We start from the raw sequence: 23,992 nt of genomic DNA, 5'->3' as shown, positions 1-23,992 counted from the left end.
GCAAATTAAGGGAATTTCAATTAGACTAAGATAAATTAATATCGGGGAAAATGGCATGACTAAGAAATCTTACCTAACACGGCAAACTTTAATTCAACGAGCTAGAGACCCACAAGATGAAGCCGCCTGGGAAGAGTTTATTAGTCTATACAAAAACTTTATTTATCACCTCTTACATAAAATGAATATCAACGCAAATGATTTTGATGATATGGTACAGCTTGTGCTCATGAAGTTGTGGGAGGGCTTAAAAAGCTACGATAGTTCGCGCGGAAAATTCCGTAGTTGGCTAGGCCGTTTAACAAAAAATGCGGTAATCAATTATCTCGATAAGCAAACGCGCCAAAATCTCCAAAAGGAAGAAATACGCAATACTCAAGAGCTGGAACTTCAGATCAAGAATTATCAAATTGGAGAATTGGAACAATTAATCGAAGATGAGTGGCAAGCCTACGTGACTTCGATCGCCTTTGATAATATCAAAGAATTATTTTCAGGTATGGCCATCGAGGCTTTTCTTTTGAGCCAGCAAGGAGTAACTGCCGTCGAAATTGCCGAACGTTTAGATTTAAAAAAAGAGTCGGTTTATGTATTAGTCTCGAGAGTGAAGAGTAAGTTCATCGATGAAATGCGTCGTTTAGTACGGGAACTCGAGAGTGATGGACAGTGAGCCACAAGTAAAAGTAATCTATGCTCTAAAAGATCTTTACGATGAAATAGAGCTAGGATTCGAAGGTGAAAAGATGAGCGTACGTCCCGTTTGTGACTCACTTAAAAAAATCGTTTCTCAGTACAGCAATGAAGAAAAAATTGCAGAAGGCGGGATGAAGAGGATTTTCAAAGTCTTTGATACACAGCTTCAGCGCAACGTAGCCATGGCCCGCTTACACACTAATGCACCTGAAACAACCCACGATTCTTTCATCCGAGAAGCACGCTTAACCGGCTTACTTCAGCATCCAAATATTATTAGTGTTCACTCCATAGGGATTGCCCAAGACAATACGCCTTTTTTTACGATGGAGTTAAAAAAGGGAGATAACCTGGCGAAAACCATTCAGCAAATCCACACTCATACAGGAGTCTTTTCCAAGAAGAATTTAGATTTTCTCCTCGAAATTTTCCTGAAAGTTTGCGACGCCATTGAATACGCTCATTCAAAAGATGTTTTACATCTAGACTTAAAACCTGAGAATATACAAGTCGGCAAGTACGGTGAAGTAAAGGTCTGCGACTGGGGCTTAGGCAAAGTTATAGACAACGATGATTGCAGTGAGTTTGATCAACTCTTATTCAATCCTGACTTACTTAATAATATAACTCTTTCGGGCGAAGTTAAAGGCACCCCGGGATATATGGCCCCCGAACAAGTTTCAAAAAACCTGGAGAAAACTAAACAGACTGACATTTACTCACTAGGAGCTATTTTTTATACTATCCTAACTGGTAAATGTGCCTATGAAGGTGATACGAATGATATTTTAAACGCGACCATGAGTGGTGATTTCGAGCCACCATCCGCTCGTTCACAGGGGCTTATATCTGTCCCAAAAAGCTTAAACGCAGTTGTATTAGAGGCCATGCAAACGAATCCGGAGAAGCGTTATCGATCAGTTTCTGAATTCAAAAATGAATTAACTAAATATATGGACGGTCGTGCTACAATAGCGGAGAATGCTAGCTTTCTAAAACAATTGAAATTATTTTATAAACGCAACTGTATCACGTGTTTTCTAGTCTTGCTTTTTATGCTTTGCTTGGTGAGCATCGGTATATATTTTAATTATCAACTAAAATCCAAAAATACAATCTTGATAGAAGAGCGCAATAGAGCTGATCATAGTATGAACTTAGCGCTTCATCGTCAACTCGAAGCTCAATCGGCACTCAATAGAATGATAAATGAGAAGAATTTAGTTAGATCGATGATTCAAGGTCAAGCCAATGATATTAAACAGATTTACTTCCTTAGTGACACATTGGTTTTTAGTGAACCACTCAAAGCCTTGCAGAAAGCTGAAGGTTTACTGAATAAAATTCAAAAAGGTGATCCTGCATATGCATGGGCAAGCATGCAATTAGCTTATATTTTCAGCCTGAGACAAGATTTCTCTCAGGCCTGCCAGTTTTTTGAAATAAGCTCAAATGATCCTCCTCTTTTAAAACTGAGTCAAAAGTATGCACGCCTTCAGAAGAAATCAGCTCTCTTGACACCTAAACAACTTATGGACTATTGGGATGAGTTATTAGTCAGTAAGTACCGCATTAGCGATGCCTTAAAAATGCTCAAGTATGACTCAGAACTTCGATCGAAACCTACAGAGCACTTTAAATTGGTAGAGTATATGCTCAAAGTCATCAATCCACATTGGGATAAACAAGAGTTTATTTACGATCATAGCAAGGGGAGTTTGAAGATTTCCGGCCAAGGATTCTCTAGGTTAGCCTTCAAAAAGAATGAATTTTTCTTGACTGGGAAAAAACCAAAAGAAAGGATTTTTATTTTTCGGCCTGGCGAAATCAAACAACTTGATATCAGCGATAGTTCATTTACTGATTTAAACTTTTTACTTGGAAGTGAGATTCAAGAATTAAATATATGTCGCACAAAAATCACCGATCTAACACCCATTAGAAAAATGGCTCAACTTAGAAAAATCATTTTAGATCGCGATGACATGAACCTCAAGGATATCCCCTCTCAAATACAAGTCGAATATAAATAGCGACTTTTTCATCACTTACTTGTTAAGGGTTCTGACTGAATTCTGTAAGTAAGGGTAAACTAGCATCAAATATAAGATGAGAGTTTACATTAAATATTCACTTGGAGATACTCATGAGAGAAAAAAAAGGCTTTACTTTGATAGAAGTGCTGGTGGTTATGGCCGTCATCAGTATTCTTTTTAGTTTATTAGTACCCAACTTACGACGGGCAAGAAAAAAAGCGACTCAGGCTGCTTGCCTCTCACAAATGAGACAAATCGGTTATGCATGGGGCATGTACTGGGGGGACAACAACGGCAATTCTATACCCGATAATAATGGTTGGGAAGCTGCTGCGTATTATAATAATAGTCAGCTAAAAACAACTGTATGGACAGATCATAATGTCCATCTAGATCTATATATTAACAATAAATCCTTATTTCGTTGCCCTGAAACTCAACGCGCTTCTAATCATACAAATGACTCCGATTATTTTGAGCACGATTATAGTAAACCTACGATAAATGTTACTATCCAGGCAATGGATCATGCTAGTGAAACTGTATTGGGCGCTGAAACTGCTTTTAACGGTGTTCCTTATTGGAAGAGGAGCAGACTTGAAGCACGTCATTTAGCTGCCAGTAATTTATTATGGGCAGACCTTCATGTGTCTTCGCGCTCGCATCATAGTATGAGTTTTAGTCCGGCCTGGTTCACAAGGTATGCCCGCTGGAACAAATGGCAAAATGAGTGGACTGAAACGACCATAGGCGAATGGGAAAGCGGTGGAGATATAGGCCTACCTTAATAATGAAATATATAATTATAATTCTCACACTAATTACTTCTATTCAAGTTCTTGCAGAAAAGTCGCTATTATCGAAAGATCACCTTAAGCCCTTTCTTGAAACTTATTGTATTTCCTGTCATGGAGCAACAAAACAAAAAGGTGATGTACGTCTAGATCAAATACATTTTAACATTGAAACGAATGAAACGGCACAAGAGTGGCAAGATATCCTAGATGTTCTCAATGTAGCTGAGATGCCTCCTAAAAAGAAGAAACAGCCTAGCAAAGAAGAACTCGCCGAAGTTTTAAGAAACTTAACCGAGGGATTACGAGGAGCGCGTAGAAAGCTTGCTGATCAGGGCCGTAAGATCACTATGCGACGTCTTAATCGCCGCGAATACGCCAATGCTATCGAGCAATTACTTGGCTTAAACGTAGATAGAAATGACCTTCCTCCAGATGATCCTTCCGCTCCCTATGACACCATGGGAGCCAATCAGTATTTTTCTGCTTATCACTTTGAGAAATATTTTACCCTGGGTAAAAAGCTAATCGCTCAAAATATGATAAAACGTCGCAAATTTGAGAATCGAATTTTTGAAGGTGAATCCCATAGGAAAAAGATTTTGCACAACTTTAGCAAAGATCTAGAAAAATGGACTCTCATTCAAAAAGGCAAGTGGAAAGAAGCTGGATTTACTGATGAAGCGGGCTCTGCCAATTTTGTCAGAGATTTTTTGAAACGTAAAAAAAAGCACGACTACTTTTGGACTTTACCCCAGAGTGAATCACGCCATTACTTTCCCCTTGATGGAAAACCATTTACAAAACTTTTTAGGGCGTCCATCGGCAAGCGATATGACCCCAAGGGAACTTACAAAGTCACGATGAATGCCGGACTTCATAATACCCCTCCCGAGGCACGACGTTATCTAGATATCCGCGATGATCGCACTCCGCTGCGCTCCTTCAAAGTCAATGGTGATCTACAAAATCCAACAAAATATAGTTTCATTTATAAACCACTTGCAGACAAGTATCTCTATTTTATACTGAGTGAGAAGGGGAATTCCACTAAAAACCCATCACAGTATTTAAAGCGTCTTGATCCGCATGGTGAGTCTGCGAGTATTTGGCTTGATAAGCTTGAATTTGAAGGGCCCTTTTATGATGGTTTGACACTTCTTGAGAAGTTAATTTATGAGGAGGGCTACCCAGAAATACGTAAGACGCATGACTTAACTGATGAACGTATGCGCCATATTTTCACGGAGTTTGCATTCCAAGCCTTTCGTAGGAAGACTCCTAACCCCGAGTTCATAGAACATGTTTTGAAACATTATAAACAGCAATTAGAAAATAAATTACATTGGTGGAAAGCTATAGAGGAGCCACTCGCTATGATATTGACTTCTCCAAACTTCCTCTATTTCAGTGAATATGAGGGACTTGGAGGAGAAAAATTATCCGCCCATGAATTAGTCATTCGCTTAGCCAATTTAATTTGGAGTTCACCCCCTGATGAAGAACTATATCAACTTGCGGAGAGCTCAAATATTCTCAATAAAGATATTCTTAATCAACAAGTTGAAAGAATGCTCAATGACCCGAGGGCAGCTTCCTTATCTGAAGGTTTTTTTGCTCAGTGGCTCCATTTAAAACGCCTCGATGATCTGAGTGTGAATACCACTTTATATAATGAATATGACCGAGGCTTAAAGCTATCCGCTCGTCAGGAACCCATTGAGATTTTTAAGTATATGCTACAGTATAACGAGCCTCTTTATCAGCTTATTAATGCTGATTATGTGATCATCGATCAACTCTTAGCCCATCATTACAAGATGGCTCCAAAAAAAGAGCATGGTTTCCATAAAGTTATGCTAAAAAGCAACTCGACGCGAGGTGGAATATTGACTACTGCAGCTTTTTTAACCATGACTTCTACGGGAGATAGAACCTCACCAATAATAAGAGGCTCCATGATTATGGATCAGTTTTTAAATAATCCACCCCCTCCCCCACCGCCTAATGTACCAGAATTAAAGGAAGCATCGGATGATCCCATTCCAATAAGAAAGATGATCGAAATGCATCAGGTTAAAGCTCAGTGTTCATCTTGTCATTCTAAGATTGATCCCATTGGCTTTGGCCTGGAAAGCTTTGATGCAATCGGTCGCTGGAGAAGTGTAGAAAAGCTTTCTGAGTCCTCACATACTGAGCTCAGTTCCAGAGGGCATTTACCTAATGGAACTCAATTTCACGATACTGATTCATTTAAGTTGAGTCTCATGCAGTATAAATCTAGACTCGCAGAATCCATTGCTGAGGGACTTTATTCCTATGGCCTCGGACGGAGCATCAGTTTTTCTGATAGAGAAGAGATCGAGGATTTAGTAGAAAAATGGGACAAAGATAAATACCGCTTGCGAAGCCTAATCCATCTTTTTACACAATCTAAAACCTTTCAAACTAAGTAAAGTATTATGATTATAAATCAAATATCAAGAAGATCATTCTTAAAAGCGACTGGAGCCTGCTTAGCGCTACCCTTGTTAGAAACTTTCGCCAATGAAAAGACTCCTGATCCAGCCAAGAAAATGATTTTTTGTAGCGTCGGTTTTGGTTTCACCAAAGAAAGTTTTTTTCCAAGTAAAGAAGGCTCATGGCACACTCTCCCCGAGGGAATGAAACCACTCACTAGGCATAAAAATGACCTTAGCTACATTACAAATTTGACCAACGCAGGCGCAACATCAGCCCATCAGGGAAGTACTAATCTACTCACTTGTGCCAATGTGCACCGTACACCTGGCAAGCTTTTTCACAATTCAATTTCCTGTGATGTACTTGCGGGAATGCAACTCGGCAAAAAAATGCGTTACAGCCATTTAGCCTTATCAGGTGGCGACAGAGATGGACATGGACCAGGCCGATCACTTTCATGGAATATAGAAGGCAAGCCCATCACAGGTATAATGGGTCCTTTAGAACTATATGCAAAGCTTTTTGGTCAGGATCGAGAGAGTTCTGAAGAGCGAGTGCTAAGATTAAAAAATAAGCAAAGTATCTTGGATGGAATTTACAAAGACTTTAAAGGTCTCAATAAAAAATTAGCCCATAATGATCGTGAAAAACTCGATGAATACTTTCACTCAATTCGAGATATTGAACATAGCCTCTCACGTGAGGCTCTATGGGCCGACACCCCTAAACCTAGAATAAACTTTAAACTACCTGTGATCAAAGATGGTTATACTGAAATCAAAGTCACTTACGAGCTTATGGCGCTAGCTTTACAAACGCATCAAAGCCCGGTGATATCTTATTGCCAACCAACCAAATCACTGCTAAAAGGCTTAGGCATATACTATGACCCTCATTCTATTAGTCATTATACCGTATCTAAAGAACGAACTGCTGCAAGCCAACTACGCGATCGCAAAAACACTGAGTTATTAGCACTCTTGATTGATAACTTGAAAGCAAAAAAGGAATTCGATGGTAGTTCATTATATGATAACTGTACTATTGCTTGGGGTAGCAATATCCGTACCGCACATATGTTGAAAAATCTTCCCATGATTCTATCGGGTGGGGGCATGAATAATGTTGTACATGGTCGTCATTTAGTACTCCCCGAAAAAGATACGCCGCTCGCTAATCTTTGGTTAACTCTTATGCAAAAAAACAATATTCAGATTAATAAATTCGCCGATTCTACGGGTCCTATTAAAGAGTTATTCTAATATCATTCTTCAAGGATTGTTAAGACTACTGGAATTAATACGTCTCATAGAACAAAAAGACTGCTTCTCCCTTCAATTAAAACAAGATATTGTGAATTGCTTTATTTGAGACAACCTCTTGCTAGAGTTTATTACATTTGTGATTTATACTTCTTCGCATGTTTCATACACACCCTAATGCCCCAGCTTAAAAGATATCAATAAGCTCCTCATTCGCATCATTCATATGACTTGATAGGGATTCGCCTTTCTGCTGAGTTCCTGCCGTCATCGGTAAATAGCGATAATACACGGTCAACATTAAGGAGCAGAGAGTCGTCGCATAAACTCTAATATTCAATTCACTTTTAAGTGGCCCTGTATGCGAAGATTGATCACTAGCAGGCCAATCCCAATAACCTTCAGAGCTTTGGTTATTTTTTAATTCATTCTGAAACTTATTATTCCAGGACTCCCAGTGCTTCCCCCCCTTGTGAAACATACTTTGCGTTGCATAATACCAGCCATACAATGAACCTTCTGGCGCTTGACCCCAGCTTAAAGCCTCTAAATCTACACTTGCGATTTTGTCAATTTCATCCTGAAGTTCTGTGGCACTCCCTGCCCCATAAAGCTGTAGACATAAGACTCCTACGGCTCGCATTGTGTGCTTAGTTCCCGTTTTCTTTTTATTGTAATCATAGGGGAAGCCATCTCCGCTTAAACTTCCTCCAGCCATCTTTTTAAGATAATGAAGAGATAAATCAACTGCGTTACTAAGTTCTGAAGCTCCACATCCAGAGGCTTTAGCTGCTTTCATTGCCTGATAATTCCAGCCACCAACTGATAAATCCTCCTTAACACTAGCGGGGCCATAATTGTACGTAAAGCCACCAGCATCTTGCTGACCATCCACGATCACTTTGACACAGTTTTCAACTAATTCCTTTAAGGCGTAATTCCCCGTCATAGCATAGGCCTCTGCTAATGCATAGGTCTTTATCGCATGTGAGTAGGAGTCACTGGTTATTGGATCTTTTATCAACCATGCAATTGCTTTAGAAACTGTTTTACCATATTTTTTTGATTTCGGAGTTTCACCATGAGCTAAATAGGTTAACAAGGCCAAAGAGGTCATCGCCGTATAAGATCTTGAATTACTATCCGCACTACACCATGACCCATTTGGGTTTTGTACATCGGCTAACCACTCCAAAGCCTTAGTTAATGATTCTTGAGCTGCCATTTTTCCTCCATAAGATTTAAGTGCTGCTGCACGCCCAGAGGCTGAGCGTCCACCAAACATCTTACTAGATAGTAAACTTGATGTAGAAGGCTTAATATCAGTTGTTAAATCAAATTCAGAATCAATTGATGAAGGAGGTGCATCACTTATCTCTTCAGTTTCAACTAACAAATCTTCGGTATCTAGAGCATCTTCAGAAATAAAGCTTGGATCTAGAGAAACTACATCCTGAGGCTCAGGTGGAGGTATTTCTGGTGGCGGAGGAGGAGGTGGGGTACATCAACAGGGGGAGCTTCCTCCATTTTAGTAATTTCGACATGTGCATTTTTCGACACTGCCTCGCCCTGAAAAAAAAGAACCGCCAGGACTATCAAGAGGGTATGGACAAAAGTTGAAATAAGTGGACCAATCAAACTTTCTTTTAATTTCTGACGGCTATACTCTGCCATAATCAATCGAATTTCTTGCTCACTCAATACGCCAAACTCAAAGTCTTCGTATTCATTACATTGCTGCATCATCAAGTTCCTTTATTTACTTATTACAAAGTATCGAAACCGACATGTTGTCACCGACCTTAACAGCAAATGCACTTTTTCAGTGTCATCAAAAATCTCTGCTTATTCATAGTAAGAATTTCAAAAGTAATTTCTCCTACATTCGGGTATAGCCTTTATAGAAATTCACGACACTTTCAAGATACAAAGTATCGACAGTGAGTAGCCTGTGGCGTCTGCCACACGACAAATAGTTTAGATGTAAATAGGGCTCGCGGATGTGAGCCCTGCATATTTCGGACCCAAGCTTGGGCCCTGGATTAATGATGAATCCATTTTCATACACCTAAGGGTGTACGCTACATTCTAGCGGACTCACAAGTTAGCCCTGACAATTTAGATATTCTCAGCCATACACCTGACGGTCCATACTATTATTTGTCGGGTTTTCAGTCCTTAACTAGACATATTTTACCTTCAAGCAATAAGGTGTAGTCAAAGTATGACTACACCTTACTTGTAAGACTCGAGAGCACAGAGCTCCCTCATGTGTAAAGTACTAAAATAAATCATGATTATCCATAACAGGGGGCAAAGCCCCCTAGTCGCCTGGTCAAGGATTGGCAAATCCTTGCAGGGAGAGCTCGAGAGGGACAGCGTCCTTCTCGTATGGGTCGCATCATACCCCCTTATTGTGGGTAAAGTTCTAAAATAAATTAAAGCTCTTGTATTTTTTTCTCTGCGACTTTAGCAGGCTGCCAAAACCAACCTTTATTATCCCAGCATTGAGCGTACTTCACATCATTGAATAAAGTCGCATAGACTTTTTTAGCTCCGGCTTTATCTCCCACTTCCTCCAAAGTCGTTGCTTTGATAAAGAGACTAACACCCACATCATTCAAGATAGCGTATTTGTTGACTTCTTTACGGGAGCCTTTCGGTAAAGATGAAAGTTGAGACTGAATTTGTTTCGCTCTTTTGAGGTACATGTCTACACACTTATTACTGTAGGCAATTGCAGTAGCATGATCACCTTTTTTCTGAGCATCCCATGCTTTGCCAACAAGAATATAAGATTGAGCTGACTTAACTTTAGGGATTTCTTTTAAAGCTGCTAAAGCTTTTTTCTTTTTTAAGTCTTTTTCTTTTTGCGCTTTTGCTAAACCTGCAGCATTCTTCTGGTAAACACGAACATAATCAATTTCGTAACGTGAAGGGAAAGTAGTCTTACTCACATCACCACCTCTATTTCCGCCTAAGGCAAGGTTAAGCAATAAGTACTGAGGCTGGCGAAAAGGATTTTTAGGCCCCCATTTAGTAGTAGCATTATTGGTGTTATTAACGTCAATTTCATTGAGTAAACGTCCATCCATATAAAGTTTTATACTGTGCTGATCCCAATCCATTCTCCAGTAATGAAATTCATTATCCCAATCTGCTCCACCAAATTCTGACATAGGTCGTTTACTTTCATCCCATTTTGCCGCCCAGCGGTTTTTTGTACCCCAGCAGGCATTGGCTAAAATACTGCCATGATAATACTCCAAGAGGTCAATCTCACCATTGCTTGGCCATTCGCCCTCTGTACCCAAAAACCAAATGGCAGGCCAGAGTCCTTCTTCTGTTTTTATCTTAGCACGTACTTCGAAACGACCATAGAGCCAGCTTTTGCGGTCTTGAGTCGTTACACATGCCGATGTGTAGTCTATATTTTTGCGACTCTCGCGCCAGCTATTACTTCCAGCCTTAAAAGTTGGGTTGGGACGCGTTTCTTTGCGCCCTTCAATAACCAGTTTGCCATCTTCGCAAAAGGCATTATCAGCCTGATACCACTGCAATTCCTCATTGCGCTTAAAGCCTTCTTCATGTGTCCAATCTTTTGGATTGAGTGCACCATCTTGATTGAATTCGTCATTCCAGACGAGGTCATAACCTTCGTATTGAGTGATAGTTTGAGCACTTATTGAACTTGCGGATACGAGCGCAAGCATGCCTGAAACAAGAAGTTTCTTCATGTTTTTCTCCATTAATATAATATTTGATTGATTTTCTTTAAGTAAATGAATAAAATTTAGTCGTTGGGATCGTAGGACCAGATACCCCTAGGGTTTTGTTGGTTTCCACTACCAATTGTTGAATAAGGATTCATGGTTTGTACATGGCCATCAACAAATAAATAATTAAGCTTCCCTAAATGTAATTCTAAGGCACCTAAGTTTTCTTTATCGTCATAAGTAGCCCCTCCGGTTTGATCATCTACACCATACCAGGGAATATTGATTTGAGCCTGCAAAGCACCATTATCTCTCCAGAGGTGCCTTAGTTCTGCACGTCCATGTGTACTGCCTTGATGACAATTATTATTTCGGTTGTTAGGAGCATCCGTTATTGCAAAGCAATCCGCCGGACCATCAATATCAGTTATTTTTGCCTGGCCTTCTACGGCGTTTTGAACATCACCACTGGCTTCATAACGATAGACTATAGCTTTATCCCAGTTATTATTGGTCGTGCCAAGCACCCTTTGATTGGCTGCGTAACTCTGAGCAGCCGAACCGGCACTTCTTGTACCCCAACGATCAGAAGGACAAATGAATGCAGGGATAGCTCGCTCGTCATCTTTTTGATTTAAGTAATGCAACTTATCATCCCAAGAATTTAAATTACCTCCGAGGTAAGGATTAAGTAAATCATCCCAACCAATTCCTAGACCACCATAATCACTGCCATCGGGTTTAACTACCCAGCTAGAATAAATGAGGTAACCATCATTATCTCCAGTGTAATTATACATGGCTATACCGATCTGCTTCTGATTGCTTACACATACGGCGATTCTTGCCGTTTCACGTGCTTTCTTCAAAGCAGGTAAAAGCAGAGAGGCTAAAATTGCGATCACCGCAACTACCACTAGAATCTCGACGAGAGTAACTTTTTTAATTTCAATTTTTTCCATAAGCCAACCTGATTTAATTTTAATCTATTTCAGACGCCATATCAAGCGTTGTGTATTTAATTATGGAATCAGAACCAAAAGACTGGAGCTTAACAAATCTTTAAAAAAAAATTAAATTTCTTTCTGAGCAAAGTAAAAATTCACTTTTTTTTGCTAAAGTGTTTCACTATTGCTAAGCAAGTCTGTTTTATGATTAATGACTTATAAATTAAACTCATATGACTGGATGAAATCATGAATAAAACTTTTATTTTCTTATACCTTATTCTTATGAATAGTATTATTGCCGGCCCCAACCTCATCATTATCTTAACTGATGACCAAGGTTATCAAGATGTTGGCTTTAATGGCTGTAAAGATATTCCCACACCTCACTTAGATTCGATTGCCCAAAATGGTGTTAACTGTATTGATGCCCACGTTTCATATCCTGTCTGCGGGCCCAGCCGTGCTGGTTTACTAACTGGGCGTTACCAAGACCGCTTTGGTTTCACGACCAACCCCACAGTCAATCCAGAAAACCCAATCGCTGGACTTCCTCTAGAAGAAAAAAACATTGCAGAGGTACTCAAAGAAGTGGGCTATTCTAGCTCTATCATTGGTAAATGGCATATGGGAACTCACCCAATCCATCACCCTTTAAACCGAGGCTTTGATCATTTTTTTGGCTTCTTAAGTGGAGGCCATGATTACTTTCCTGCCAAATATAATCTCAAAGACCTTAGCGAGGTCAAACGCATTTGGGATTGGTACCGTACTCACCTCATCAGAGATCGTGAACGCATACAGGTTTCTGAGGGTTACTTAACAGACATACTCACTGATGCCGCAGTCGATTTTATCGATAAAAAAGCAAGTGAGAAAAAACCTTTTATGCTCTATTTATCTTATAATGCACCCCATACCCCTCTTCAAGCTTCTGAAAAATACTTGAAACGTTTCACCCACATAAAAGATTCTAAGCGTCGTACCTATGCCGCTATGGTGAGTGCCGTGGACGATGGCGTCGGTCGCGTCATGGCAAGACTCAAAAAACACAAGATTGAGGAAGATACTTTGGTCTTTTTCCTCTCAGATAATGGTGGGCCCTTAAAAGGCCCCATGCCTTTTACGGATAATGGCCCTTTTTCAAAAGGTAAAGGCTCACTTCACGAAGGTGGCACACGTGTTCCCTTTGCGGTTCAATGGAAAGGTACCATCCCTTCTGGACAAATTTATAAAAAGCCAATGAGTTCACTCGACATACTGGCCACCATCACTGCCTTAAACAAACTAAAACCACACCCAAAACGTCCTCTTGATGGAGTCAACATTATCCCATATTTAACGGGGCAAAAAAGCTCTAATCCACACGATAAACTCTTTTGGAGAAAGCTTACGACCCAAGGTTTCAGTTTACGTCAGGGAAATTATAAAATCCTTCTGGATAATGGCCGCCGCGGTGACAGCTATCAACTCTACGACCTCTCCAAAGATCCAGGTGAACAGCAAGATCTTAAAAACAAAAAACCCGAGCTCGCTAAAGGTATGTTTGAGGAATGGAAAAAGTGGGAGAAAGAACTTAAAAACTGCATCTTTCCAACTCTTGAAGAAGTTTGGTGGGATAAATAAATTTCACTGCTCAAACACTTCAATATAATCAGGAATAAGTGCAAGCTGTTCCTGATTAAAAGCCCCCTTAGAAATACGTAAAATTTCTAACTTATCAAAGTTTTCCAAAGCGCTCAAATCTTGCACTTCACTTTGACAGATATTCAATTCTTTCAATTTCAAACCTTCTAGCAACTCTAAGTGTTTAAAAGAACTTTCACTTAAGTCTAATGTTTGAAATCTTAAGCCACCAGTCACAAATATGCGTCGATCAGGCGAAGGCCCGGTTTGATGGAGTTGTTTACTTTCTACTGCTAATCGAACAAGACCTTGACCTGAAAGCTTTAGAGATTTCTCCTTCTCATCATAGATCATACTTGGCTGATTCCATGCGAGATTAATCTTTTGTAAAAGAAACTTTGCCAAACTAGCTCGTTCCTCAGCATCTTCCCTTTGAGTCGAGTCATAAAGGACTATTTTCAAGACATCCGCCAAGCGATATTCATTTTCTAATAAGTCATCCAGCAAATTCTGTAAAACTGAAACTTCGAGAAGTTGTCCCGGCTGACTAGTTTGAGTGTAACGCAAAGCTAGTGCGTGGAGTTCTGGGTCATTATCACTTATTTCAAACAAGGCTTTGGCTTCACGAAATTGCTGCTTTAAAAAATGTACATAGCCTAACTGCATAGTTGCCCAGGCATACTCGCTGTCTAGGGGTTCAATTTTCTCCAAGAGCCCCTGCGCCTGATTTAAATACAATTTTGGATTATGGAAAACCATTCGATCTGTAAAGTTGTAAACCTTCACCACATCAATGCTACGCTTATCTACCAAGGCCTTAACCAAACTGCGTTCATTCTCAGTTCTCTTGAGTGCGGCTTGAGCTAGATCCTTTTCTTTTTCGGCGGCTAGCCGACTCTGCTCGGCACGCTCACTTTCCTTTTTGAGCTCAGTATTTTTCTGCTGCAGTTGAAAAGTAAAAACGATTGCGCCAGTAATTAAGATAACAACGAACAAGGAAGTCAATGTACATAAAGTCTTGTTCCTTTTCCAAAATAACTTCAGTTCTTTTAAAGGCCCCGCTTTTTCCGCATGAGTGGAGCGTCCTGCCAAATAATTGTGCACTTCATTTTTTAGTTCTTCAACCGAGTTATAACGTCCATCAATTTCCGATGACATCGCCTTATTAACGACTGCATTTAGACTTTCTGGAACCAACCATAAATCACTGCGTAGAGAAGGCTCGAGAAAATCTCCCACAAGAGTTCTGGCTAGCATATCTTGGACGCCTCCTGCAAAGGCAGGCTTCCCACACAAAATATAATAAAGCACACAGCCCAATGAAAAAATGTCAGTTTGTTGTGTTTTGTCCTCTCCTCTTATTTGTTCAGGTGCCATATAACCAGGCGTACCCTTTATCTCACCGCTCAAAGTCATGTTATTGAGTAAATCTGGATTAAATAAGAGCTGATCAAATTCCGCGCCATCCTCCTCACCAATAATCTTTCCTAATCCCCAATCGCAGACTTTCACTTCACCAAACTGACCCATTTGGATATTATCGGGTTTGATATCGAGGTGTAAAACATTTTTTGAATGCGCATATGAAATAGCATCACAAACACGTACAAAAGACTCTAATAAATGATTAAGTGAAGTACCTGATGAATCACTAACAATCTCATTTAAGTTTTTACCCACTTTGAGTTCCATGGTAAAAAAAGGCATATCTTCGCCGTCGATACCAATATTATAGACAGAAATAATCCCCGGGTGTTCAAGCAAAGCCGTTAAACGAGCTTCCCGTATAAATGAATCGTGCGCTGCGCGAGGCATATTATTTTGAAGTCGAGCCAGCGCCACATGACGCTTAAGTTTATTATCAAAAACTTTATAAATGCGCTTCATGCCACCTTCGGCAATGTGCTCTTCCCCATCGTATTGTTTTGTCACTTCTTTGAGTTCGTCACAAACTGGACGCTCACTTTGCAATTCGTCTTCGCCATCTTCCATAAGGTCGTAAAGACCTTCAAGGCCGTAAACTAAATCAAGCTTTTCGTCATCAGGCAAAGTTAAATTTCCATTTCGTGAATCAAACGTTTCATCTCGGCAACAAATTTTGATTTCACTCTCGAAATTAGAACATAGGCTGATTCTTTTTTGATGCCAAGTTCTTCCCCAATCTTATCTCCAGGCACTTCTTTTTGACTCATCAAAAAAGCCTCTACTGCCACACCTGAAAAAAGCTTTTTAATATTTTCTAGGGCCATCGTGCTTACATAAGCTCGCCATTCATTTTCAATCATGCGTTCCAGTTCGCCATCACCATAGGAATTAAGTTTTAACTGCATATCTTGAAGCTCGCCCATTTGTTCTTGGCGTTTATTCTGACGCTGTTGCTTATCGAGGTAGTTCAAGACTGTATTACGTGTCACTTGACTCAACCAAGAACGGAATTTACAGTCCTGCTTTTCGTAATTTTTTAGACTCTCCCATAAACGCAACAAGACGACCTGAACTAGGTCGTCAAAATCATTAAAATTAATACTCATTTTATGGAGAATGTGGTATATAAAACGTTTATAAAAATCTACAAAATCATTCCAAGCTTGGTGATCATCAGGATTTTTTGCTCGCATCAATAAGGTTTGACTCGTAACATAGCGATCTTCTGACATAATTTTAACTCCACAGTGTTTTACATACTTTCAGTATAAAACCTTCTCACCCTCAACTCCAGACTTATCCTCCAACAAGTGCCATTTTCTTTACAAGAAAATCAAAAAATGCACAGCTCATTATAGAGCTGTGCAAAAATTACTTAGAGTTCGCCGAGCTTTTTCTTCGCAGCTTTATGAACACTCCAAGTGCCATTTTTATCACTGACAATTGCAGCAGGGTACTTTTCAATAATTTGTTTATAGAGTACCTTAGCCTTTTCCTTTTCACCTTGCTGAGTACATGACTGAGCTTGAATAAGCATGCAGGTCGCCACAAAGTTAACCGCTTGTGACTGCTCATTTTCAAAATTGCCCGCCAAAATCGCCGCTTGGTGCTTATCAGCTTTTTTCGCATACAATTCAATACACTTATTTGTATAGGCTAAAACTTCCGCATGATCCTTTTTTACAAAAGCTTTCCACGCCTCAGTGGTAAGAGCCCAGTCCGCTTTATTGCTGAAATCAGCGGCATGAAGTTGAGTAAGAAAAAGTGTTAGAGTCAAGAGAAAATATTTGTTCATGATCAATCCTTTGGTTTGAGTTTGATTAATGAAACAAAGTCATCCCAATCAAGCTTAACAAAATTTCAAAAATTATTTTTATAGGTCAATACATACTTAAAAAAAAATAAGTCCAGGACTTGCTATTAAAACATACTAGTACTATAATAGATACATTGATAGTTAAACTAGGTCGAAATAATGATTACTCCAAAAAGAAGAAACTTGAGTCTTATCGAAGTACTTGTGGTTATTGCCATTATTGGAATTCTTGCTTCCCTCCTCCTTCCCACGCTTGCAAGAGCTCGTGAATCTGCACGAGATGCTACTTGTAAAAACAACTTAAAACAATGGGGCGTACTATCGCATATTTTTGCAGATGATAATAATGGTGGTATCCCCCCATCATATGACAATACTTGGACTTCATGGGATGCTATGTTTAAAAGAGATTACTCAGACACGGCTTCAGCTGGAATGAATCATTGTCCAACTTTTAGCGAATTTAATGGCCTCGAACGCAGTTACAGCTCGAATAAACCTATTATGAAACACCAAGTTGATACTGGCTCAGTAGATGGTGATGGCAATCGTTCATACGGCGACTTACTTCGGTACAATGAACTCAGATTCCCATCTGATGCTTTCATGCTGATAGATGCTAAAAACTGGAACAATTATGGTACTTCATATCCCTTTCTTGATTCTCCTGGTTGGGCCTGGGTAGGTATGTGGGGTAATCTTGATCCCGATACGGCTGCAGTTGGCCCCGAAGATTATCATCCTCCTTTCATAGATATAGATCAATTCACTGGCCCTCGTTTTCGACATTTAGGTGATAAAAAAGCCAATGTATTAATTACTGATGGTCATGTAGAGGGTTTCGAAGTTCATCGTATACAAGGAAAAAATACTGCAAATTATAATTAAGTGCCCTCAAATCTCTAATTATTTAATGAATAACTTCTCACATAATTCATCCCTAAGGTCACAATGAAATCTTCGAGCAAATATATTACTCAACTCGTCATACACCCATAGCAGTGACACCCCACGAAACTTACAATTTTTTCCAAAAACTGACGAGTTTAATCATGATTCAATTGAAGATATTATCGACTTGTCCTCAGGATAAAGCTAGCAGCCTGCCGGACTTTAGTTAAGTAATAATTCCTATTTGCTTTTATTCATCAATAAAAGTAAGCTTAGGCAAAAACCTAGGAACACATCATGTGTGGTCGTTTTGCCGTAGCTGCTTCTGCTGCTCAGCTGGAAGAAGAACTCCAAGCCATGTGGGAGAGACCAAATCCTGCAGGGCCAGTTTATAATGCCTGTCCAGGTAGCTGGCTTCCAGTTATGACTAGTGATGATTATAATTGGCAACTGAACGCAAAACGTTGGGGACTCATCCCTCCTTGGGAATCTCAAGAGATCCCCGGCTACATCAATGCTCGTGTGGAAACCCTACACGAAAAAGCCGCTTTTAAATCCTACCTAAAACGTCAGCCCTGCCTCATTCCTGCGAGTGGCTATTACGAATGGTTAACTCAGGATAAAAACAAGGTTCCCTTTTATTTATATCAGCCCGATCAATTATTACTTATGGCCGGAATTTGGAACACCATACTCCTTGCCAATGGCTCAGAGATCGAAACCTTTGCCATCATTACCCGCCCTGCCGATCGACGTATTGAATTCATTCATCATCGCATGCCACTAATCTATTCATTGGATAATGCCGACTCTTGGCTGCGAGGCTCCATTGAACGAGAGGATTATATTGGCCGATCAGTTCACAAACTCGATTATCACCAAGTCACCCCCGAAGTTGGCAAGCCCGACAATAACTTCCCGTCCCTCATGGAACCCAGTCAAAACCCCATGGGCTTTCAAGTCGACTTGTTTTAAAGCTTTAAAATAGCGATCAAAAGCAATCTTTTGAGCCAGTAGTTCACGTGGACCTAAATGTTTATTATAATCTCCCTTCTATTCTCCTATCGTCACAAGCGTACCGCTGAGCCCCTGCTCGGCATCAACTCTAGAAAAAACTTCCTCACCCTTTTCCGCCCGCGGTGGCAGCCGCAACCCGCTGTCAAGCGAAAGATATCCCTAATCGAAATAACACAGCAGCAAACGAATACCATCCTGCAGTCCTTGCACTAAACACTTTGAAACTTGTATCTTTTCTTAGTCCTCAGCACTCCATTGCTTTTGCGAAGTTCGCAAAGTCACATTCTATTAGGTAATTGATATTTACTTGGAGGTAGGAGTCACTCACACATTACAGTATCCCCCTTTTACACAAAAGTGCTTTGGCCACTTTTGATGCGGAGCCTGCCTGTCTTTTAATTTTTAATTTTTAATTCCTGATTCCTAATTCCTCAACTACAAATCATCCAAAGGGCTGCGTGTCCCCGATTGGTTCAAACTCAGCACATGGGTATAAATCTGCGTCGTACTTATATCTTCATGCCCCAACAATTCCTGGATCGTCCGCAAGTCAGTTCCCCGCTCCAACAAATGCGTCGCAAAACTATGCCTCAAAGTATGCACCGTACACCGTTTCTTAATTCCAACTTCTTTACATTTTTCTTTTAATACACGACTCAATCCCGTTCCAGATAAATGATGTCTTCTAATAGTTTTTACTTTACACATGGGGTCGATACTCAATGCTGGTGACGGGAACAACCAAAACCAGTTCCAGTCCTTACTCGCTGATGGATATTTTCTCACTAGGGCATTCGGTAAGTAAACCCCTTCAACCCCTTCAGTTCGATCTTTATCATAAAGTTTTTTTATTTCACATATATGAGCGTTAACTTCACCCTCTAACTTTGGGCTTAACAAAGTTTGTCGATCTTTATCCCCCTTACCTGCTCGTATGTTCAGTGCTCCCCTTTTGAAGTCCAAATCTTTTATCCTTAAACGCAGACATTCATTTTTTCTTAATCCGCCTCCATAAATCAATTTCATCATTAATTTTTCCTGCCCGAGAGTCACATCAATCAAAGACCTCACTTCTTCAACATCTAATACGACGGGTAAGCGCTCACTCTTTTTTGAGCGTAAACTTCCACTAATATCCCCTAAGTCCTTTTGGAAAACACATTTAAATAATGACACCAAAGCACATAAGGCCTGATTCTGAGTCGATGCCGCAACATTATGTCTCAGCGCTAAATAAGATAGGAAATCTCGTACTTTTTCTGTTTCTTGACATTTATTATCACTATGTGCCAAGTAACGTTCCGCCCAAGAAACATATGATCTTATCGTTCTTAAAGATTTTTGCTGGAGTCGCAAAGCTCCCTCAAACTTTTTTAAATACTCTACTTTTTCTACATCAAAAGCTACTGAAAGCTTCTCTACACGAATTTCTTCATCACTTTGCCAAACATTTAATTCAGATTTTCCTTCCGAGCGCCAATACCAATAAAACTTCACCGCTTCTTCCGCTTGTTGAATTTGCCACTCTTCAGCACGCCCAAACAAACTCCGTAAATAAGCATCTAGGCTCACCTTATCATAAGGTTCACTACCATTTCTTCTACAGAACATACCATACTGAACGACTCGCTTGAGATAATACTCCACGTTCTTTTCATAGACACCTTTTTGATTAAGTAAAAACACCTTGAAAACTTGCATATTAGACATCATTCATTCCTCTTGCTTTCCGTTAAAGAACTAAATAACTAAAACTCAATAAGCACAAGTATTTACTAGCTTTAATTTGATCCTAATTATTAAATAATACCCGAATAACGGTATTATTCATGACATGCATAACCCCTGATTTACGACATTATATGACATTACAAAAAAGTAATAAAACTTGAAATATTGACTCTAAATAATAAAACTACCGAGTTATTCACCTGTCACATAACCCCTGATTTACGACATTATTAACAGCAATAACAAATACTCACAACAAATAAAAAAGTAGGTTTTAAGTTTATAATAGTTAAACCACCCCTACATTTAACAACAATGAAACTTCACAAAAACACGAGCCTTCAGAAAAAAACGACAGGCTCATAAAACCATGTTGTACTAAAAAACAATTAAAAAAACATACTAAGAATTGTAAGCTAAGCTCACATGTATTATTTACCTAAATAAGGTAGGTAAAAGGTATGAAACAAAGGACAGAGCATAGTGTAGGAGAGGTTTTTCGACGATTTGGTCAAGCTTACGAAGCCACACACGGATTGCAAAAAGAGCAACGAAAAACATTACAAGATATAGCTATGTGCCGAACTGCCTACCTTGGAGGACATAAGGAAATATGCTGTAAATGCGGAAATGAACGGCCAGTCTATAATTCATGCGGAAACACCAACTGTCCAATGTGTCAGGGTATACGCCGAAGAAGATGGTTAAAAGACCGATTAGATGAATTATTACCCGTATCTTATTTCCATAGTATTTTCACCCTGCCTCATGATCTGAACCCGATAGCAAGATTTAACCAAAGAGAGATTTATAACTTACTCTTCAGAACTGCCGCAGACACACTGCTTTATCTGAGTCAAAAATATCATGATGCGACTCCCGCAATTATCGCCACACTTCATACTTGGGGTCAAGATTTATGTCTCCACCCTCATGTACATATTCTGGTCACAAGTGGGGGAATGAAAAAAGATGGGACATGGAAAGCTGGAAGAAACGACTACTTATTTGACGTTTTTGAAGCCTCAGAAGAATTCAAAAAAAGGTTTCTCCGAAAACTCAAAAATCTCAACAAACATAAGAAGTTAGTGAATGCGCAAGGCTTCCCTGAAATATATAAAATCATCGAAGAGAAACCCTGGGTCGTGAATATTCAAAAACCCTTTTCAGGTGCTGAAGTTGTTGTCGAATACTTGAGTCGTTATGTTTATCGAAGTGCCATCGCTAATGGTAGAATTACAGCAGTTGAAAATTCATTCATAAGTTTTGATATCAAAGATTATAAAGATTTGGACGAGAAAGGAATTCCTCGACATAAAGATATCAGAATGAAACCTCAGGAATTCATCAGAAGATTTATGCAGCATGTACTACCCAAAGGATTTCGAAGATCAAGGTTTTATGGCCTTTTTGCAGGAGCTCAACGAACCACAAGTAAGGAATACTGTAAGATACTCTTTGCTGAACTACTCAAAGAATTCACCGGTAGCGAACGATTCAAAGAAGATGCTTGGCAACCCAAAGTCTGTGATTGCTGTGGCTACAGTGATTTTAAACGCGGCCAGGATATCCAGAATGAGAGACCTCCTCCAATACTCTTTCACTATCAGGGGAGAAGGTTACATGCATAAGAAACGAATCAGAGAGTCAACAATCCCTGACAAGAAGTACTTGATGCCGAAGTCGATAAAAAGAGCTCTTTATAAGGTAATGAAGCCTCTAATAGATGAAAATTTAGAGCCACATAGTTTCGAAGCCCGCCTAGACAGTAAAAAGCACCTGATCACAGCATCAACTACACCCATATTAACTTGTTCAACAAAACAAAAACAGTTAGTTTAGCACCATAGGGAAAGGAAATATGGGATCATCAATAATTGAAATAAAGTACAACAAATCGTTGGAACTGAGGTTCTCGCTTAGGCTCGAACACAGCTCAACTCGAACGTTAGTCTAGAATAAAAAGAAAAAATATTTCGTGGTAAAACGCACCAAAAATACAAACCTCCAAAGTCTCAATAATTACCCAATCAATTCAAGAAACTACGAAATATAAATCAACCTCATCAAAGTGAATAAACGAATCTATGAACCACAGTTTTAATCTGAGTAAATGCGGAATTAGCATTTCACCAGAATTAAACGCAATTCATTCCTCAATAATTATTCCGAGTATATGCAAACTCAGCAATTAATTGAATCAAAAATTAGAAAAAAACAAAAGACTAACCATTAGATCCACCTGATACTTTCCTCTGGCACTCAAAATGCGGAGCATTTTTCATGCCATCAGAGTACAGGTGATCTAGGTCGTTAGATTGTAATAAAATTAAAAATATATTTTGTCTAAATACGTCATCTACAACGCAAGTATCACTAAGCTCAGAGTCATGTTTTTAAACACAATCTATAACACACAGTCTTAATCTGTGTAAATGCGAAGTCAGCAATTTACCAGAAATAAACGCAAACAGTGCATCAAATATGATTCCGAGTAAATGCGGAATCAGCAATTAATCGAATCAGAATTTGAATCAAAATAAATCTAATTATCAGCAATTAAAAAAAAACACAAAATCTAACAAATCACTGGAGTAGATACTTTCGTTTGGAGTCAAAATTCAAATAGAAAGTACTACTCAGTTCAGACGTTATATGGATACAAATGAATAAATATTTAAAAGTAATTTCACTCCTTGGAACACTTTGGATAATTGGGTACAATTTTTTATCTTGTATTGCAATAACTAGAAGGTTTGATCATATCCATTCAGAAACAACTACTTTAGAAGTAATGCATAGTATAGCGAAAAAAAGTTCATATGGAATCTTTGAAATAGCCCTATCCAATTCGGTCTATGCATTAATCATTTTATTCATAATCTTAGTAACAAAATCAAATAAGAAATCGAAAGACATATAACAAGAAACTGGAGTTGATACTTTCGTTGTGAGTCACAATTTAGATAGAAAGTACAAACTCAGTTTAGACGTTATGAGAAAATAAAATGAAACAGACGATAGAAACTAAACACGGTACATTTAAGTACTCAAAAAGCTACAAATGGTTTGAAACCAAAAGACCAAATGAAGATATAAGTGTATCTGAGACATTTATTAAAGAATATTCATTTGAACAATCTACAGAAATCATTGATTATATTCTTCAAAATAAAGATGTCATTTATGCAAAAGTCGCTGATGAAATGCTCGATATTTATAATGATGATTGGAGAAGTGTTGATGTATTTATTAATGGAATACCCGAGTATGAATGGACAGGTGATCAGACAAGTCTTGATGCAGAAATAACTACAAAAGACTCACCTATTTTATCAAAAAGTGAATTCATTGAAAGGTTAAGTATTTTTGATATTGCTTTTGATCATGATGAAGATGATGACTTTTCAGAACCAGTAAATATCTATATCAAAGCAAAAGGTGATTTATTTACAGATCACAGTTTGATAGCGCATATGGATATAAATAAAACAATAAAATATGTAGGACTATAATTCAACTCATAACCAACGGATCGAACTGATGGTTTCGCTACGCGAAACTCATCACTCCGA

19 protein-coding genes are annotated in these 23,992 nt (G+C 39.1%); 11 read left to right on the top strand and 8 right to left on the bottom strand.

Features of this window, described 5'->3' with window-relative positions:
• Positions 1 to 55: 55 nt before the first annotated feature.
• The 5 genes from LNTAR_RS13955 (at position 56) to LNTAR_RS13935 (ending at position 7,248) form a co-directional block, all read left to right on the top strand.
• Entirely contained in the window at positions 56 to 670 is a 615-nt protein-coding gene (locus tag LNTAR_RS13955) for an RNA polymerase sigma factor (RefSeq protein ID WP_007279358.1), read from the top strand.
• The gene (locus LNTAR_RS13950) at positions 660 to 2,726 is read left to right on the top strand and encodes a serine/threonine-protein kinase (protein ID WP_007279357.1); all 2,067 of its coding nucleotides are present in this window, start codon (positions 660 to 662) and stop codon (positions 2,724 to 2,726) included. The genes LNTAR_RS13955 and LNTAR_RS13950 overlap by 11 nt, the downstream gene beginning before the upstream one ends.
• Positions 2,727 to 2,839: 113 nt before the next feature.
• Positions 2,840 to 3,517 (top strand): type II secretion system protein, encoded by a 678-nt coding sequence (locus LNTAR_RS13945; RefSeq protein WP_007279356.1) that lies wholly within the window; start codon positions 2,840 to 2,842, stop codon positions 3,515 to 3,517.
• Between the two features lie 2 nt (positions 3,518 to 3,519).
• The gene (locus LNTAR_RS13940; RefSeq protein WP_007279355.1) at positions 3,520 to 5,979 is read left to right on the top strand and encodes a DUF1588 domain-containing protein; all 2,460 of its coding nucleotides are present in this window, start codon (positions 3,520 to 3,522) and stop codon (positions 5,977 to 5,979) included.
• A 6-nt stretch (positions 5,980 to 5,985) separates the two neighbouring features.
• Positions 5,986 to 7,248, top strand: a complete 1,263-nt coding sequence (locus LNTAR_RS13935; RefSeq protein ID WP_007279354.1) for a DUF1552 domain-containing protein — start codon at positions 5,986 to 5,988, stop codon at positions 7,246 to 7,248.
• Between the two features lie 187 nt (positions 7,249 to 7,435).
• On the opposite strand, the gene LNTAR_RS13930 is transcribed toward LNTAR_RS13935, so the two are convergent.
• From LNTAR_RS13930 to LNTAR_RS25805, 4 genes are all read right to left on the bottom strand, one after another.
• Positions 7,436 to 8,644, bottom strand: a complete 1,209-nt coding sequence (locus LNTAR_RS13930) for a prenyltransferase/squalene oxidase repeat-containing protein (RefSeq protein WP_007279353.1) — start codon at positions 8,642 to 8,644, stop codon at positions 7,436 to 7,438.
• Between the two features lie 50 nt (positions 8,645 to 8,694).
• Positions 8,695 to 8,994 (bottom strand): hypothetical protein, encoded by a 300-nt coding sequence (locus LNTAR_RS13925; RefSeq protein WP_157473588.1) that lies wholly within the window; start codon positions 8,992 to 8,994, stop codon positions 8,695 to 8,697.
• 692 nt (positions 8,995 to 9,686) lie between these two features.
• Positions 9,687 to 10,985, bottom strand: coding sequence for a glycoside hydrolase family 16 protein (locus LNTAR_RS26685; protein ID WP_007279351.1), 1,299 nt, complete (start codon positions 10,983 to 10,985; stop codon positions 9,687 to 9,689).
• Positions 10,986 to 11,041: 56 nt separating this feature from the next.
• Positions 11,042 to 11,926, bottom strand: coding sequence for a DUF1559 family PulG-like putative transporter (locus LNTAR_RS25805; RefSeq protein ID WP_007279350.1), 885 nt, complete (start codon positions 11,924 to 11,926; stop codon positions 11,042 to 11,044).
• Between the two features lie 234 nt (positions 11,927 to 12,160).
• On the opposite strand from LNTAR_RS25805, the gene LNTAR_RS13910 reads away from it, so the two are divergent.
• A complete protein-coding gene (locus LNTAR_RS13910; RefSeq protein WP_007279349.1) occupies positions 12,161 to 13,537 on the top strand; it encodes a sulfatase-like hydrolase/transferase in 1,377 nt (458 codons plus the stop codon).
• A gap of 3 nt (positions 13,538 to 13,540) precedes the next feature.
• Here LNTAR_RS13910 and LNTAR_RS13905 read toward each other — a convergent pair whose 3' ends face one another.
• The 3 genes from LNTAR_RS13905 to LNTAR_RS13895 all read right to left on the bottom strand — a co-directional run bounded on the left by LNTAR_RS13905 (position 13,541) and on the right by LNTAR_RS13895 (position 16,757).
• Entirely contained in the window at positions 13,541 to 15,586 is a 2,046-nt protein-coding gene (locus LNTAR_RS13905; protein WP_007279348.1) for a protein kinase domain-containing protein, read from the bottom strand.
• Between the two features lie 2 nt (positions 15,587 to 15,588).
• Positions 15,589 to 16,194: an RNA polymerase sigma factor gene (locus LNTAR_RS13900; protein ID WP_007279347.1), complete on the bottom strand. Its 606-nt coding sequence runs from the start codon at positions 16,192 to 16,194 to the stop codon at positions 15,589 to 15,591.
• A gap of 143 nt (positions 16,195 to 16,337) precedes the next feature.
• Positions 16,338 to 16,757, bottom strand: coding sequence for a hypothetical protein (locus tag LNTAR_RS13895; protein ID WP_007279346.1), 420 nt, complete (start codon positions 16,755 to 16,757; stop codon positions 16,338 to 16,340).
• Between the two features lie 180 nt (positions 16,758 to 16,937).
• Here LNTAR_RS13895 and LNTAR_RS13890 point away from each other — a divergent pair, with 180 nt between their 5' ends.
• Entirely contained in the window at positions 16,938 to 17,666 is a 729-nt protein-coding gene (locus tag LNTAR_RS13890) for a type II secretion system protein (protein WP_007279345.1), read from the top strand.
• 300 nt (positions 17,667 to 17,966) lie between these two features.
• Positions 17,967 to 18,644: an SOS response-associated peptidase gene (locus LNTAR_RS13885; RefSeq protein WP_007279344.1), complete on the top strand. Its 678-nt coding sequence runs from the start codon at positions 17,967 to 17,969 to the stop codon at positions 18,642 to 18,644.
• Between the two features lie 477 nt (positions 18,645 to 19,121).
• Here LNTAR_RS13885 and LNTAR_RS13880 read toward each other — a convergent pair whose 3' ends face one another.
• Positions 19,122 to 20,399: an integron integrase gene (locus LNTAR_RS13880; protein WP_337998506.1), complete on the bottom strand. Its 1,278-nt coding sequence runs from the start codon at positions 20,397 to 20,399 to the stop codon at positions 19,122 to 19,124.
• 479 nt (positions 20,400 to 20,878) lie between these two features.
• On the opposite strand from LNTAR_RS13880, the gene LNTAR_RS13875 reads away from it, so the two are divergent.
• The 3 genes from LNTAR_RS13875 (at position 20,879) to LNTAR_RS13860 (ending at position 23,932) form a co-directional block, all read left to right on the top strand.
• Complete coding sequence (locus tag LNTAR_RS13875) at positions 20,879 to 22,048, top strand: IS91 family transposase (RefSeq protein ID WP_052607318.1); 1,170 nt, start codon at positions 20,879 to 20,881, stop codon at positions 22,046 to 22,048.
• The gene (locus tag LNTAR_RS13870) at positions 22,041 to 22,259 is read left to right on the top strand and encodes a hypothetical protein (protein WP_007278963.1); all 219 of its coding nucleotides are present in this window, start codon (positions 22,041 to 22,043) and stop codon (positions 22,257 to 22,259) included. Before LNTAR_RS13875 ends, LNTAR_RS13870 begins: the two co-directional genes overlap by 8 nt.
• Positions 22,260 to 23,425: 1,166 nt before the next feature.
• Entirely contained in the window at positions 23,426 to 23,932 is a 507-nt protein-coding gene (locus LNTAR_RS13860) for a DUF2262 domain-containing protein (RefSeq protein ID WP_007279342.1), read from the top strand.
• Positions 23,933 to 23,992: the final 60 nt, after the last annotated feature.

The sequence above is a fragment of the Lentisphaera araneosa HTCC2155 genome (genome assembly GCF_000170755.1).
GTDB classification, from domain to species: Bacteria; Verrucomicrobiota; Lentisphaeria; order Lentisphaerales; family Lentisphaeraceae; genus Lentisphaera; species Lentisphaera araneosa.
The sequence above is the reverse complement of the archived record's forward strand: the minus strand, read 5'-3'. Positions and strand labels throughout refer to the sequence as shown.

Bases quoted from the DNA above. Each gene is read 5' to 3' on its own strand.
- LNTAR_RS13955 (WP_007279358.1), top strand. From the start codon at position 56: ATGACTAAGAAATCTTACCTAACACGGCAAACTTTAATTCAACGAGCT.
- LNTAR_RS13950 (WP_007279357.1), top strand. From the start codon at position 660: ATGGACAGTGAGCCACAAGTAAAAGTAATCTATGCTCTAAAAGATCTT.
- LNTAR_RS13945 (WP_007279356.1), top strand. From the start codon at position 2,840: ATGAGAGAAAAAAAAGGCTTTACTTTGATAGAAGTGCTGGTGGTTATG.
- LNTAR_RS13940 (WP_007279355.1), top strand. From the start codon at position 3,520: ATGAAATATATAATTATAATTCTCACACTAATTACTTCTATTCAAGTT.
- LNTAR_RS13935 (WP_007279354.1), top strand. From the start codon at position 5,986: ATGATTATAAATCAAATATCAAGAAGATCATTCTTAAAAGCGACTGGA.
- LNTAR_RS13925 (WP_157473588.1), bottom strand. From the start codon at position 8,994: ATGATGCAGCAATGTAATGAATACGAAGACTTTGAGTTTGGCGTATTG.
- LNTAR_RS26685 (WP_007279351.1), bottom strand. From the start codon at position 10,985: ATGAAGAAACTTCTTGTTTCAGGCATGCTTGCGCTCGTATCCGCAAGT.
- LNTAR_RS25805 (WP_007279350.1), bottom strand. From the start codon at position 11,926: ATGGAAAAAATTGAAATTAAAAAAGTTACTCTCGTCGAGATTCTAGTG.
- LNTAR_RS13910 (WP_007279349.1), top strand. From the start codon at position 12,161: ATGAATAAAACTTTTATTTTCTTATACCTTATTCTTATGAATAGTATT.
- LNTAR_RS13900 (WP_007279347.1), bottom strand. From the start codon at position 16,194: ATGTCAGAAGATCGCTATGTTACGAGTCAAACCTTATTGATGCGAGCA.
- LNTAR_RS13895 (WP_007279346.1), bottom strand. From the start codon at position 16,757: ATGAACAAATATTTTCTCTTGACTCTAACACTTTTTCTTACTCAACTT.
- LNTAR_RS13890 (WP_007279345.1), top strand. From the start codon at position 16,938: ATGATTACTCCAAAAAGAAGAAACTTGAGTCTTATCGAAGTACTTGTG.
- LNTAR_RS13885 (WP_007279344.1), top strand. From the start codon at position 17,967: ATGTGTGGTCGTTTTGCCGTAGCTGCTTCTGCTGCTCAGCTGGAAGAA.
- LNTAR_RS13880 (WP_337998506.1), bottom strand. From the start codon at position 20,399: ATGATGTCTAATATGCAAGTTTTCAAGGTGTTTTTACTTAATCAAAAA.
- LNTAR_RS13875 (WP_052607318.1), top strand. From the start codon at position 20,879: ATGAAACAAAGGACAGAGCATAGTGTAGGAGAGGTTTTTCGACGATTT.
- LNTAR_RS13870 (WP_007278963.1), top strand. From the start codon at position 22,041: ATGCATAAGAAACGAATCAGAGAGTCAACAATCCCTGACAAGAAGTAC.
- LNTAR_RS13860 (WP_007279342.1), top strand. From the start codon at position 23,426: ATGAAACAGACGATAGAAACTAAACACGGTACATTTAAGTACTCAAAA.